General features: G+C 31.3%; 11 protein-coding genes. 10 read left to right on the top strand and 1 reads right to left on the bottom strand.

Annotation, left to right across the window (positions count from 1 at the left end; translation table 11 throughout):
* Positions 1 to 22: 22 nt before the first annotated feature.
* The 3 genes from Q0678_RS05850 to Q0678_RS05840 are packed head-to-tail and all read left to right on the top strand — an operon-like array spanning position 23 to position 2,398.
* The gene (locus Q0678_RS05850; RefSeq protein ID WP_299055246.1) at positions 23 to 928 is read left to right on the top strand and encodes a NifU family protein; all 906 of its coding nucleotides are present in this window, start codon (positions 23 to 25) and stop codon (positions 926 to 928) included.
* A gap of 37 nt (positions 929 to 965) precedes the next feature.
* Complete coding sequence (gene ubiE, locus Q0678_RS05845; RefSeq protein WP_299055245.1) at positions 966 to 1,694, top strand: bifunctional demethylmenaquinone methyltransferase/2-methoxy-6-polyprenyl-1,4-benzoquinol methylase UbiE; 729 nt, start codon at positions 966 to 968, stop codon at positions 1,692 to 1,694.
* Positions 1,694 to 2,398, top strand: a complete 705-nt coding sequence (locus tag Q0678_RS05840; protein WP_299055243.1) for a porin family protein — start codon at positions 1,694 to 1,696, stop codon at positions 2,396 to 2,398. Before ubiE ends, Q0678_RS05840 begins: the two co-directional genes overlap by 1 nt.
* A gap of 5 nt (positions 2,399 to 2,403) precedes the next feature.
* Here Q0678_RS05840 and Q0678_RS05835 read toward each other — a convergent pair whose 3' ends face one another.
* A complete protein-coding gene (locus Q0678_RS05835; protein WP_299055240.1) occupies positions 2,404 to 3,132 on the bottom strand; it encodes an RNA methyltransferase in 729 nt (242 codons plus the stop codon).
* A 69-nt stretch (positions 3,133 to 3,201) separates the two neighbouring features.
* Between Q0678_RS05835 and Q0678_RS05830 the strand changes: the two genes are divergently transcribed.
* From Q0678_RS05830 to Q0678_RS05800, 7 genes are all read left to right on the top strand, one after another.
* On the top strand, positions 3,202 to 5,691 hold the full coding sequence (locus tag Q0678_RS05830) for a BamA/TamA family outer membrane protein (RefSeq protein ID WP_299055238.1): 2,490 nt from the start codon (positions 3,202 to 3,204) through the stop codon (positions 5,689 to 5,691).
* Positions 5,692 to 5,789: 98 nt separating this feature from the next.
* Positions 5,790 to 6,857 (top strand): class II fructose-bisphosphate aldolase, encoded by a 1,068-nt coding sequence (fbaA, locus tag Q0678_RS05825; RefSeq protein ID WP_299055233.1) that lies wholly within the window; start codon positions 5,790 to 5,792, stop codon positions 6,855 to 6,857.
* Positions 6,858 to 7,089: 232 nt separating this feature from the next.
* Positions 7,090 to 7,950: an acetyl-CoA carboxylase, carboxyltransferase subunit beta gene (accD, locus tag Q0678_RS05820; RefSeq protein WP_299055230.1), complete on the top strand. Its 861-nt coding sequence runs from the start codon at positions 7,090 to 7,092 to the stop codon at positions 7,948 to 7,950.
* 183 nt (positions 7,951 to 8,133) lie between these two features.
* Positions 8,134 to 8,403, top strand: coding sequence for a 30S ribosomal protein S15 (gene rpsO, locus Q0678_RS05815; RefSeq protein ID WP_299055228.1), 270 nt, complete (start codon positions 8,134 to 8,136; stop codon positions 8,401 to 8,403).
* A 181-nt stretch (positions 8,404 to 8,584) separates the two neighbouring features.
* Positions 8,585 to 10,831: a polyribonucleotide nucleotidyltransferase gene (locus tag Q0678_RS05810; RefSeq protein ID WP_299055226.1), complete on the top strand. Its 2,247-nt coding sequence runs from the start codon at positions 8,585 to 8,587 to the stop codon at positions 10,829 to 10,831.
* Between the two features lie 103 nt (positions 10,832 to 10,934).
* A complete protein-coding gene (folK, locus tag Q0678_RS05805) occupies positions 10,935 to 12,062 on the top strand; it encodes a 2-amino-4-hydroxy-6-hydroxymethyldihydropteridine diphosphokinase (protein ID WP_299055223.1) in 1,128 nt (375 codons plus the stop codon).
* A 57-nt stretch (positions 12,063 to 12,119) separates the two neighbouring features.
* Complete coding sequence (locus Q0678_RS05800) at positions 12,120 to 13,601, top strand: OmpA family protein (RefSeq protein ID WP_299055220.1); 1,482 nt, start codon at positions 12,120 to 12,122, stop codon at positions 13,599 to 13,601.
* Positions 13,602 to 13,632 lie beyond the last annotated feature (31 nt).

Raw genomic sequence — 13,632 nt, 5'->3', positions numbered from 1 at the left:
TTGCAACTTAATTTTTAGGACGATGAAAGACACAAAAATTACCATTCAAGAAACAACAAACAACACCATTATAAAATTTAATTCAAACAAAATTTTAATCAATGGTGGTAGTTATGAATATAACAATATAGACGAAGCAAAAAACTCGCCTCTAGCAAAAGAATTATTCTACCTGCCTTTTGTAAAGAAAGTTTTTATTACGGCAAACTTTATAGCAATTCAACGTTTTGATATTTTAGAATGGATTGATGTTCAAGAAGAAGTTAAAGAGCAAATTGAAGCTTACTTAAATACAGATGCTGTGGTTGTAAACGAAGAACCTACCTCTAAAAAAGAGGCTATTGAGGTTTATGCAGAAGCAACACCAAACCCTTCTGTAATGAAGTTTGGCACTAACAAATCTTTAACACAAACAGATGTAGAGTTTAAAAACATCGATGAAGCTAGCAGCTCATCACCTTTAGCGCAAGCTATTTTTACATTTCCGTTTGTAAAAGAAGTTTTTATTTCAGATAATTACGTTTCTGTTACCAAATACGATATGGTAGAATGGAAAGAAGTTTTTACAGAGGTTAGAACTTTTATTCGTGAATATTTAGTTGCTGGCAAAACAATTATTAAAGAGTTACCATCAAAAAAAGAAACAGAAGCTAGCAACGAGATTGCAACACCAACAGTAGAATTAGATGGAATTCCTGGTCAAATTGTTTCTATTTTAGATGAATATATTAAACCCGCAGTTGCAAGTGATGGTGGTAATATTGCTTTTAGATCTTATGATGCAGAACACAAAGTAGTAAGTGTTATTTTACAAGGTGCATGTAGCGGATGCCCGTCATCAACAGCAACTTTAAAAAACGGAATAGAAAACTTATTGAAAGAAATGTTGCCAAATCAAATCAATGAAGTAGTAGCAATTAACGGATAATCAAAAGGAAATTTACTTACTTTTTAAATTAAAATAAATGTCAAAAATTATCAAACCTTATAAAAATTCTGAACTCGGTAAAAAAGAGCAAGTCGCTAAAATGTTTGATGCTATATCAAATAATTACGATGGTTTAAACAGGGTAATTTCTTTAGGAATAGATGTAAAATGGCGAAAAAAAGTAGTAAAAATTGTTGGTAAAAACAATCCTAAAAAAATATTAGATATTGCTACCGGAACTGGCGATTTAGCACTGATGATGTCTGACTTAAATCCAGAAAAAATTGTTGGGCTTGATATTTCTGAAGGAATGCTTTCTGTTGGAAAACAAAAAATCAGCAAAGCAAACTTATCTGACAAAATAGAAATGATTGTCGGAGACTCTGAAGAAATGCCTTTTGCAGACGCAACTTTTGACGCCATTACGGTTTCTTTCGGAGTAAGAAATTTTGCAAATCTAGACAAAGGAATTAAAGAAATTGCAAGAGTGCTTAAACCTACAGGGGTTTTGGTTATTTTAGAAACCTCTAACCCAACTAAATTTCCTTTTAAACAAGGGTATAAACTATATACAAATATCTTCTTACCAATAATAGGAAAACTATTTTCTAAAGACAAAGTTGCCTATTCATATTTATCTGAATCTGCAAATTCTTTTCCTTTTGGCGAAGCTTTCAACAATATTTTACAAAAAAATGGGTTTAAACAGACAAAACACAACCCTGTAACTTTTGGAGTTGCAACAATCTATACTGCACATAAATAATGAAACGTAAACAAGTTGTTTTATTTTCTCTTTTCTGCCTAATGTCTATGGCCTTTTTTGGACAAAGAGAAAGAGTTGAATATTTACCAACTTTTGATGAAAGAAAAATTCATTACGGATTTTACTTAGGCCTTAATCAAAACGACTTTAAAATAGCATTAAACGACACCAACTTAACACCCGCTGCAAATATAACTGTAACTACAACTACTGGTTTTAATGTAGGTTTGATCACTGATTTACGTTTGCACAAAAACATAAATTTACGTTTTGAACCCGGTTTAATGACCAACACAAAAAACATTTTATTTAATCATCTAGAAACTCCTAGAGACAGTTTAAGAGAAGTAAGCTCTACCTTTTTACGAATCCCTTTGTTACTTAAATTTAGTACAGACAGATATCAAAATGTGAGACCCTATGTTTTAGGAGGCTTTTCTTACAACTACAATTTTTCTAGCAACGAAAACAATAAAGATGATAATGCTGCAGGTCAATTTAGAACAACTACTAGCAATTTTATGTATGAAGTTGGCTTCGGAATAGATATTTATCTCTATTATTTTAAATTCTCTCCATCCATTCGTGGTATTTTTGCCATTAATAATGAAGTGAAATATGACAACGACCCTAATAGTAAATGGACAGCTCCTATAAACTACATGGGTACACGAGGTGTGTTTTTAACCTTTTCTTTCGAATAAAAACATTATCCTCTTTTAAACTCGCTTAACAAAATGGCTGTTGCTGTTGCTACATTTAAACTCTCTGTTTGTTGATGCACACCAAACCTAGGAATTGATATTTTATTAGATATAAGCTCTTTTATTTCTTTTGATACACCATTGGCTTCATTACCCATAATAAGAATTGCTGAATTTGGCAGCGTAGATTTGTAAACATTTTCTCCATCCATATCTGCTATAAAGGTTGGTAATTTCACCTCTTTTAAATACGATATTAAATCTACATAATGAACAGAAACCCGCGTTAAAGACCCCATACTAGCTTGTACTACCTTGGCGTTATAACAATCTACCGTGTCTAAAGAACAAACCAACTCTGTTACACCATACCAATCACATAAACGAATAATAGTTCCTAAATTACCAGGATCATTTAAAGCATCTAAAGCTACAACCAATTGATTGTTTTGTAAAGGTTTTAAAACTGGTATTTTAAAAACACCTAAGACTTTGTTCGCAGATTTTAAACTACTTATCTTTTGTAAATCTACTTCAGATATACGAACAATTTTGTCCTCTGCTAAAGAGGTAGAAAAATCATCAGTACAAAAAAGAGTAACAACCTCAAAACTAGAATCTAATAATTCGGCAACCACTTTTACACCTTCTGCAATAAATAACTGATGCTTTTGTCGGTACTTTTTATGCGATAAACTTGTAATTAATTTAAGTTGTTTTTTTGAGAGACTCATTAGTTGATTGTAATTGTAAATATACCAGCGAAAAATACTACTTTTGAACTTTATAGCAGTACTAAAATAATGAAAAAAAAATCTATAATCTTTTTATTACTTCTTGTATTGGTGTCATGTAACTCTACAAAACATGTTGCCAAAGAAGATTATATGCTAACGCAAAACTACATTATTGTTGATAGTATAAAAAATAAAAACAGTGATTTAGAAAAATACATTCTACAAAAACCAAATGCTCGTTTTTTAAACATGCCTTTTGGCCTATACATACATAACCTTGGTAATCATAATAAACCAAAAACAGTAACAGAATGGCGTAAAAAAAATAAACGCTCTTATAATTTTATCAATCGTATTTTTTCTAACAAACAAAGTATTGGGTATGCAAAAACTTTTATTGGTTTAAATAATTGGTTTTTAAATTATGAAGAGCCAGAAGTTATTAATGAATCAAAAATAAAAAGAACTGCAGATAATCTATGGGCATATTATAAAACACAAGGTTATTTTTCATCAAAAGTAGATACTGTAATAAAAAGAAATAAAGATAAAAAAGCCATCGTAGAATACCATATTACCAAAGGGAAACCTACTATTTTAGACACTATAAAGATAAAAACTGAAACTGCTGTTTTAGATAGTATCTACAAAAATAGCAATAGTTCATCTTTGTTATTGTCTGGCAACCAATACAATGACAAAACATTTAGAAACGAAGCAAACAGAGTACTTAAACTATATAGAAACAGTGGTATTTATCATTTTACAGAAGCAGCTTTAGGGTTTTATGTAGATTCTACAAGAGCTGATTACAAGACCAATGTCGATTTTTTAATTTCAGGAAAAAGAATCGAAGAAAAAAACGGCAACTATATAAGTACACCTTATAAGGTTCAGAAAATTAAAGAAGTAAGCATCGTTACAGATTATACTTTCACAAAAAAAGGAGAAACTTTTTTAGACTCTGTAAATTACAAAGGGATAAATTATTTTGCTCACGATAAAATTAAGTATAATCCGAAGTATTTATCGCAATCAATTTTCTTAAAACCAGGCGATGTTTATAAAGATACCCTAAGAAACCTAACAAGAAACCACTTAAAGTCTTTAAAAAACTTTAAATCTACCAACATACAATTTAGCCCAATAGCTGGCACCGATGACCAACTAAAAATGAGTATATTTTTAACCCCAATCGAAAAGTTTACGACAGGTTTAGAAACAGAAATCACCCATTCTAACATTCGGAATATTGGTACCTCTGCTAAGTTTTCTATCACAAACAGAAACGCATTTAGAGGAGCCGAATTACTTAAGTTTTCTTTTTTAGGCTCTTATTTTAATTCAAATAGCGGACCGGGTTGGGAGATTGGTGCAGATGCTTCTTTAGAAATACCAAGATTTATTGCTCCTTTCGGACTTAACAAATTAGTACCTAAAGAAATGTCTCCTAGAACCCTTTTTTCTATTGGTTCTAGTTTTCAAAAAAACATAGGATTAGACAGACAAGCCATTACTTTTTTATCGGATTATAAATGGCAGTATAATTCAAAGAAAACAATTCAACTAGAAATTTTTAACACACAATACATTCAGAATTTAAATATTGGTAGCTATTTTGATATTTATAGTTCTGAATTTAAATCACTTAACTCAGTAGGGAAAGTTTTAAACAATGATGCTAACTTTTCGCTTCCAGTTAATCAAACCAAATTTTCTGAAACTATTAAATTCATGAATGATGTTGCAGAGAACAGTAGTTTTCAAGCTTCAAATCCAGAAGAATATAACACAGCATTAAATATATTAAACAGATACAATATTATAACCTCAGATTTTTTAATTCCGGTTCTAGCCTATTCATTTACCTACAATGGGCAATCAAACTTTAATGATAATAATTTTTCATTTTTTAAGGCAAGAATTTCTAATTCTGGTAATATTTTAGGATTAATCTCTAACACCAAAAATGCAAACGATAAAAAAACATTTGCAAAAATACCGCTGGCTCAATATTTTAAAACTGATTTCGAATACAAACAGTTCTGGAATGTTGGCTCGAATGCTGTAGTTGGATTCAGATCTTTTTTAGGTGCCATTTTACCTTACGGAAATTCAGACATTCCTTTTACTAAAAGTTATTTTGCAGGTGGCTCTAATGATATTAGAGCTTGGCAAACCTATGAACTAGGACCAGGAAGTAGTAATACGGGCTTAGAGTTTAATATCGGTAGCTTAAAGTTTTTAACAAGTGCAGAATATCGTTTTAATGTAATTAGCAAACTTAAAGGAGCCTTATTTATTGATGCGGGAAACATTTGGGATATTTCTGGTTCTGAATTTGTAGAAAAATCTGCAACATTTAAAGGCATTAGCTCTTTAAAAAATATTGCTGTAGGAAGCGGTATTGGAGCACGTTTAGATTTTAATTTTTTAATCTTAAGATTAGATGTTGGCTTTAAAACCTATGAGCCTTATTTAGAAGGTAACAAATGGTTTAAAAATTATAATTTTAACAGTGCTGTTTACAATGTAGGAATTAATTATCCGTTTTAAAAAATGCTAATAACCGATAACGTTTTCGTTATTTTATTCATTTAATAAGCCCTAGTTTTAGTATTTTTGATGAGAATTTAATGTTAAAAAACACAACCATGAGTCATACAATAAAGCCAGGAGTTGCTACTGGAAAAGAAGTACAAGCTATTTTTAAACTTGCAAAAGAAAAAGGATTTGCTTTACCAGCAGTAAACGTTGTTGGATCTAACACAATCAATGCCGTATTAGAGACAGCAAAAGAGTTAAACGCTCCTGTTATTATTCAGTTTTCTAACGGTGGCGCACAATTTAACGCAGGAAAAGGCTTATCTAACGATGGTGAAAAAGCTGCTATTGCAGGTGCTGTTGCCGGTGCAAAACACATACATGAATTAGCAGTTGCTTATGGCGTACCTGTTATTTTACATACAGACCACGCTGCTAAAAAATTATTGCCTTGGATAGACGGTTTATTAGATGCCTCTGAGAAGCATTTTGCTGAAACAGGAAAATCTTTGTACAGTTCTCACATGATAGATTTATCTGAAGAGCCATTAAAAGAAAATATAGAAATCTGTAAAACTTATTTAGCTCGTATGAGTAAAATAGGGATGACTTTAGAAATAGAATTAGGAATAACTGGTGGTGAAGAAGATGGTGTAGATAACTCTGATGTTGATGTTTCTAAACTATACACACAGCCAGAAGAAGTAGCCTACGCTTATGAAGAGTTATTAAAAGTATCTCATCAATTTACAATTGCAGCTGCATTTGGTAATGTACACGGCGTTTACAAACCTGGAAACGTTAAATTAACACCAAAAATCTTAAAAAATTCTCAAGAATTTATCACTAAAAAATACGGAGTAGAAGAAAATCACATCGATTTTGTTTTTCATGGTGGTTCTGGTTCTACGCTAGAAGAAATTAGAGAAGCTATTGGTTATGGTGTTATTAAAATGAATATTGACACCGACTTGCAATTTGCTTTTACAGAAGGTATTAGAGATTACATGCAAGGTAAAGCTGCTTATTTAGCAACTCAAATTGGTAATCCTGATGGTGCAGAACAACCAAATAAAAAATACTACGACCCAAGAAAATGGTTACGTGAAGGAGAAAGCACCTTTAAAACTCGTTTAAAACAAGCTTTCGCAGATTTAAACAATGTAGATACTTTGTAAAAAGTTATTTATAAATACAAAAAAGCACTTTGACACTCTCAAAGTGCTTTTTAAGTTTAAAAATCTAAAGTTAGTTTGTAAATAACATCTTAAAAACAAGTGTTTATCAAACTTTACAATAATCACAAAAGAAGAAAGGATAATTAATAAAATTTCTTTTACATTTGTAGCTCAACTATTATTTTAAAATAATGTATTTTAAAGTGAAAAATTAAAACAAACACCTATTAACATGGCTTGGTTTAAAAGAACAGACAAAGGGATTCAAACCTCTACAGAAGACAAAAAAGACACTCCGAAAGGCTTGTGGTACAAAACACCTAGTGGCAAAATTATAGATACAGAAGAATTAAAAAGAAACTTATATGTAAGTCCAGAAGATGGCTATCACGTAAGAATTGGAAGTAAAGAATATTTCGAATTACTTTTTGATGATAATAAGTTTAAAGAACTAGACAAGACTTTAACCTCTAAAGATCCTTTAAATTTTGAGGACACAAAAAAATATCCAGACCGTTTAAAAGCTGCTCAAGAAAAGACGAAACTAAACGATGCTGTAAGAACAGCTGTTGGTAAATCTTTAGGAAAAGATATCGTAATTGCTGCGATGGATTTTGCTTTTATTGGAGGTTCAATGGGATCTGTAGTAGGAGAAAAAATTGCCAGAGCTATTGATTATTCAATAAAAAATAAGATTCCATTTTTAATGATCTCAAAATCTGGAGGTGCACGAATGATGGAAGCATCACTCTCTTTAATGCAATTGGTAAAAACATCTGCAAAACTAGCACAATTAGCCGAGGTTAAAATACCTTATATTTCTTTGTGTACAGATCCAACAACAGGCGGTACAACAGCTTCTTATGCTATGCTAGGCGATATTAATATTGCAGAGCCAAATGCCTTAATTGCCTTTGCAGGACCAAGAGTTGTAAAAGATACTACGGGTAAAGATTTACCTGAAGGATTTCAAAAATCTGAATTTGTTTTAGAACACGGTTTCTTAGATGCGATCTACGAACGTAAAAATCTAAAAAAACAAATTAACTTGTATATCGATTTAATTCAGAATATACCAGTTAGAGCATCATAATTTTAACTTATTAACTTAAGACAATATAATGATAATTAAATTATTACAAATAAAAAACTAGCACAACAAAAAGGTCTTTAATAATCTAATTGTTTGCGTTTTTTATTTGAAAAATAATTATATATTTGCAGCTTCAATGAAAACATCATTGACATACATAATAATCATTTAAATAATATTGGAATGTATTTAACTAAAGAAGTAAAAGAAAGCATTTTCGAAAAGCATGGTAAGGGAAAAAACGATACCGGTTCTTCAGAAGGGCAAATTGCGTTATTCACACACAGAATAAACCACTTAACATTACACTTAAAGAAAAATCGTAAAGATTTTAACACAGAGCGTTCATTAGTTATGTTGGTAGGTAAACGTAAAAGTTTATTAGATTATCTTAAGAAAACAGAAATCAATAGATATCGTGCAATTATCAAAGAATTAGGAATTAGAAAATAATTCTTACAAAAAGAGGTGCTTAAACGCGCCTCTTTTTTATTTTAATCAAATTAAATTCTGAAACTAACAACATCAGAAAACATATAAAAAATCAGGGTTACCAACAATAATTCTGTATTTCCATTGCAACAACAGACAACAACACAACAACAAACAAATTAAAAATTAGAATTAAAATTTTATGATTCCAAAAGTATTTAGAGAGGTTATAGACCTTGGAGATGGAAGAACCATCTCATTAGAAACCGGTAAATTAGCAAAACAAGCACACGGTTCTGTTGTTGTTCAAATGGGTAAAGCAATGTTATTATGTACTGTAGTATCTAGCTATAAAGCTGGTACTGTAGACTTTTTACCATTAACTGTAGATTATAGAGAAAAATTTGCTGCCGCAGGTCGTTATCCTGGAGGATTCTTTAAAAGAGAAGCAAGACCAAGTGATGGAGAAGTATTAACGATGCGTTTAGTAGACCGTGTTTTACGTCCATTATTTCCAAAAGATTATCATTCTGAAGTACAAGTAATGATTCAATTAATGTCTCATGATGAAGATGTTATGCCAGATGCATTGGCAGGTTTAGCAGCTTCAGCAGCGATACAATTATCAGATTTTCCTTTTGAATGCCCAATTTCTGAAGCACGTGTTGCTAGAGTAAATGGCGAGTTTGTAATAAACCCAACAAGAACACAATTGGCAGAGTCTGACATCGATATGATGATTGGTGCTTCTGCAGATTCTGTTATGATGGTAGAAGGTGAAATGGATGAAATTTCTGAAGAAGAAATGGCAGATGCAATTAAATTTGCCCATGAAGCTATAAAAGTACAGTGTGCTGCACAAGTTCGTTTGGCAGAAGCATTTGGTAAAAAAGAAACAAGAACTTACGAAGGCGAAAGAGAAGATGAAGCTTTGGCAATAAAAATAAATGACTTTTGTTACGACAAATGTTACGCAATTGCTAAAAAAGGAACTTCTAAAGCAGAACGTTCTGCTGCTTTTGATGAAGTAAAAGAAGCTTTAAAAGCTACATTTACTGAAGAAGAATTAGAAGATTATGGAGATTTAGTAGGTAAATACTTTAACAAGTCTCAAAAAAATGCTGTTAGAGAGTTAACCTTAGCAGAAGGTTTGCGTTTAGACGGTAGAAAAACAGACGAGATTAGACCTATATGGTGTGAAGTAGATTATTTACCATCTGTACATGGTTCTTCTATATTTACACGTGGAGAAACACAAGCATTAGCAACCGTAACTCTAGGTACATCTAGAGATGCAAATAAAATAGACATGCCATCTTACGAAGGCGAAGAAAACTTCTATTTACACTACAACTTCCCTCCTTTTTGTACAGGTGAAGCAAGACCTTTAAGAGGTACTTCACGTAGAGAAGTTGGGCATGGTAACTTAGCACAACGTGGTTTAAAAGGAATGATTCCTGCAGATTGCCCTTATACTGTAAGAGTAGTTTCTGAAGTATTAGAATCTAACGGTTCTTCTTCTATGGCAACTGTGTGTGCAGGTACAATGGCATTAATGGATGCAGGTGTTCAAATGACAAGACCCGTTTCTGGTATTGCCATGGGATTAATTTCTGACGGAGATCGTTACGCTGTTTTATCTGATATTTTAGGTGATGAAGATCATTTAGGAGATATGGATTTTAAAGTAACAGGTACTTCAGAAGGAATTACTGCTTGTCAAATGGATATTAAAGTAAAAGGTCTTTCTTATGAAATTTTAGTGAATGCACTAAAACAAGCAAGAAGTGGTCGTTTACATATTTTAGAGAAATTAACAGACACAATTACTACACCAAATGTAGAAGTAAAAGCGCATGCACCTAAAATGGTAAACAGACGTATCCCTAATGATATGATTGGTGCATTTATTGGACCAGGTGGTAAACACATTCAAGAATTACAAAAAGAGACTGGTACTACTATTGTAATTACTGAAGATGCTGTAACTGAAGAAGGAATAATTGAAATTCTTGGAACAGATCCTGCAGGAATAGAACAAGTAATTGCTAAAATAGAATCGATGTTGTTTAAACCAACTGTTGGTAGCGCATACGAAGTTAAAGTAATTAAAATGTTAGATTTTGGTGCTGTTGTAGAGTATGTAGAAGCACCAGGAAACGAAGTGTTATTACATGTTTCTGAATTGGCTTGGGAACGTACAGAAAATGTTACCGATGTAGTAAATATGGGTGATGTTTTTGATGTAAAATACTTCGGTTTAGATCCAAGAACTCGTAAAGAAAAAGTTTCTAGAAAAGCATTGTTACCAAAACCAGAAGGGTATGTAGCAAGACCACCAAGAGATGACAAACGCTCTGGAGGACGTGATAACAGATCTAGAGATAATCGTGGAAGAGATAACAGACGCGATGACAGAAAACCAAGAGAGCCTAAAACTGAAGAATAGTTTTATGTTTTCTTAAAAAGTATAAAAATCGTCAATTAATTTTGACGATTTTTTTTGTTTATGGGGTATTTGTAAAAAGCTTTTATTTTCTTTGTAAAATTATATGAAAACACACCATATCGCATATTTATCACTAGGAACAAACCAAGGAGATAAATTAAAAAATTTACAACAGGCAATTAACTTAATCGATGATAGTATAGGTAAAGTAGCAACAATATCTTCTATCTATACCACACCATCATGGGGATTTAAAGGTGAAGATTTTTTTAACCTTTGCTTAAAAATAGCTACTTCTAAAAAACCTAAAGAGCTCATAAACTCATTATTAAAAATTGAGGATAATCTTGGTAGAAAAAGAACAAGTAGTAAAGAATATGAAAATAGAATTATAGATATTGATATTTTATTATTTGATAATGAAGTAATTTTTTCTGAAGAATTAATAGTACCGCACCCAAGAATGTTGCAGAGAAAATTTGTTATGGTACCCTTGTGTGAAATTGCATCTAAAACAATACATCCTTTAGAAAAAAAAGAACTAATTAGTTGTTTAAAAAACTGTGACGATAGCTCGAAAATAGAAAAAATAAAAAATAAACTAGAAAGACCTATCTCAATTTCAGAAAAATACAACTACATAGCAATAGAAGGCAATATAGGTGCAGGTAAAACTACACTGGCAAAAATGATTTCAGAAGAATATAATGCTAAATTGGTCTTAGAACGTTTTGCAGACAACCCTTTTTTACCAAAATTTTATAGCGATAAAGAAAGATATGCCTTTCCTTTAGAGATGAGTTTTTTGGCAGATAGATATCAACAACTAACCGATGATTTAGCGCAATTCGACTTATTTAAAAACTTTATAATATCAGATTATTATATTTTTAAATCTTTAATTTTTGCGCAAGTAACTCTATCAAGTGAAGAGTTTGCTTTGTATCGAAAAATGTTTGATTTGATGTATAAAGAAATTACAAAACCAGATTTATACATCTACCTACATCAAGATACAAATCGACTTTTAAAAAACATAAAAAAAAGAGGTAGAGATTACGAGCAAAGTATTGAAGCTGAATATTTAGACAAGATACACAAAGGATATAAAAGTTTTATTAGCTCAGAAAAAAACTTGAATACGTTAATAATAGATGTATCAGAAATGGATTTTGTTGATAATTCAAGAGATTACAAACTAATAATCAGTAAAATAAAAGATTTTTTGTAAAAAATTAATAGATTTGCAAATAAAAACCCCAGATGTCAAGAAAAAAAAAAGAATAAAATGAAAAGAATTATTTTTACAATTTTAATAGGTATTATAATTACACCTATGTCTTACGGTCAATTTACTACCGATGAGGTTACCTATGGTAATAGAATTAACTTAGAAAACAGTAATAGCTGGGCCATTGGAGCAGGTGTAAGTAATTTTATAATGCACGGAGATTTAAGATCTATAGGGTCTGGAGACGACACAAATTACTTTAACCTTGGTGGTTTTGTATATGTAGATAAAATGTTTAACCCTCTCTTAGGATTAGAGCTTAAAGGTTTTTATACAAAAATGTCTGGTGGAGCACAATATTTTTCTACAACTGAAGATTATAGAATATTATATGCTGGAAGTGCTTTATTAAAAGACGAAATTTATTTTGAAGGTGCCGCTTATGGAGCAGAACTAAACTTAATTTTTAGTTTTACCAATCTATATAAAACTAAAAATACAAAGTGGAATGCCGCTGGTTATTTTGGTGTAGGTTACCAACAATATGATTCTAGGCTATATGAAAGAGATTTAACAGGTACCCTACCAGATAATTTATTGGTAGATTTTGGTAAAAACCCAGCTAGAGACGGAAACGACTTAGCTAGCTCTATCTATTTATCTGCACAGTTAGGTATTAAAAGAAGGCTAAGCAAACGTTTAGATTTAGAAATTAGAACAGGTATTTACTTTAACTATGAAGACCATCTAGATGCTACTATTTCTAACAAACAAGTATGGGAAACATTTTTTGTTTCAAGCGTTGGATTAGCATTTAAATTAGGGAAAAAGAAAGTATATAGCATCTGGAACGAACAAAATAGTGACGCTAATTCTTTTAAAATTATTGACACTGATAAAGACGGTGTAATGGACGAATTAGATATAGAACCAAACACTCCTGCAGGAATAATGGTCTATGGAAATGGTAAAGCTGTTGATGCTGATAAGGATGGTATACCAGATCATAAGGATAAATGTCCGTTAGAATATGGTTCGTTAGAAAATGAAGGATGCCCTACATTAATAGATTCTGATGGAGACGGTGTTTTAGATGATAGCGATTTATGCCCTTCTACAGTTGGCCCAATAGAAAATAAAGGATGCCCAGAGCAAGAAGCTGCTAAACCAGAAAATATTAATCAACAAATTGCAGTTTTAGCAACAAGTATTTATTTTGATACTAATAGCGATCGTTTAAAGAATATATCATATACAAACATTGATAATATTATTCGCTTAATGAAGAAAATACCAAACGCTAAATTTATTATTGAAGGCCACACAGATAATAGAAATAGTGATAGGTTTAACTTATTGTTATCTCAAAAAAGAGCTGAACAGGTTCGTAAATACATGATAAAATCTGGTATAGATATTAAGCGACTACAAGCTAAAGGTTATGGAGAATCTAGACCAAAATTCTCTAACGAAAATGCTGGAGGTAGACAATTAAATAGAAGGGTAGAAATTATAGCTACAGATGAGTTTTTTAATTAAAACCAATTCACTTCAAAACAAAAAAAAGACG

Origin of the sequence: uncultured Polaribacter sp. (assembly GCF_947497125.1) — a bacterium.
Lineage (GTDB): Bacteria > Bacteroidota > Bacteroidia > Flavobacteriales > Flavobacteriaceae > Polaribacter.
Note: the sequence above shows the minus strand (reverse complement) of the source record. Positions and strands in the feature narration are given on the sequence as shown.

What these genes read in the sequence shown, in the direction of transcription:
- Q0678_RS05850 (WP_299055246.1), top strand. Translation starts at nt 23, where the DNA reads ATGAAAGACACAAAAATTACCATTCAAGAAACAACAAACAACACCATT.
- ubiE (WP_299055245.1), top strand. Translation starts at nt 966, where the DNA reads ATGTCAAAAATTATCAAACCTTATAAAAATTCTGAACTCGGTAAAAAA.
- Q0678_RS05840 (WP_299055243.1), top strand. Translation starts at nt 1,694, where the DNA reads ATGAAACGTAAACAAGTTGTTTTATTTTCTCTTTTCTGCCTAATGTCT.
- Q0678_RS05835 (WP_299055240.1), bottom strand. Translation starts at nt 3,132, where the DNA reads ATGAGTCTCTCAAAAAAACAACTTAAATTAATTACAAGTTTATCGCAT.
- Q0678_RS05830 (WP_299055238.1), top strand. Translation starts at nt 3,202, where the DNA reads ATGAAAAAAAAATCTATAATCTTTTTATTACTTCTTGTATTGGTGTCA.
- fbaA (WP_299055233.1), top strand. Translation starts at nt 5,790, where the DNA reads ATGAGTCATACAATAAAGCCAGGAGTTGCTACTGGAAAAGAAGTACAA.
- accD (WP_299055230.1), top strand. Translation starts at nt 7,090, where the DNA reads ATGGCTTGGTTTAAAAGAACAGACAAAGGGATTCAAACCTCTACAGAA.
- rpsO (WP_299055228.1), top strand. Translation starts at nt 8,134, where the DNA reads ATGTATTTAACTAAAGAAGTAAAAGAAAGCATTTTCGAAAAGCATGGT.
- Q0678_RS05810 (WP_299055226.1), top strand. Translation starts at nt 8,585, where the DNA reads ATGATTCCAAAAGTATTTAGAGAGGTTATAGACCTTGGAGATGGAAGA.
- folK (WP_299055223.1), top strand. Translation starts at nt 10,935, where the DNA reads ATGAAAACACACCATATCGCATATTTATCACTAGGAACAAACCAAGGA.
- Q0678_RS05800 (WP_299055220.1), top strand. Translation starts at nt 12,120, where the DNA reads ATGAAAAGAATTATTTTTACAATTTTAATAGGTATTATAATTACACCT.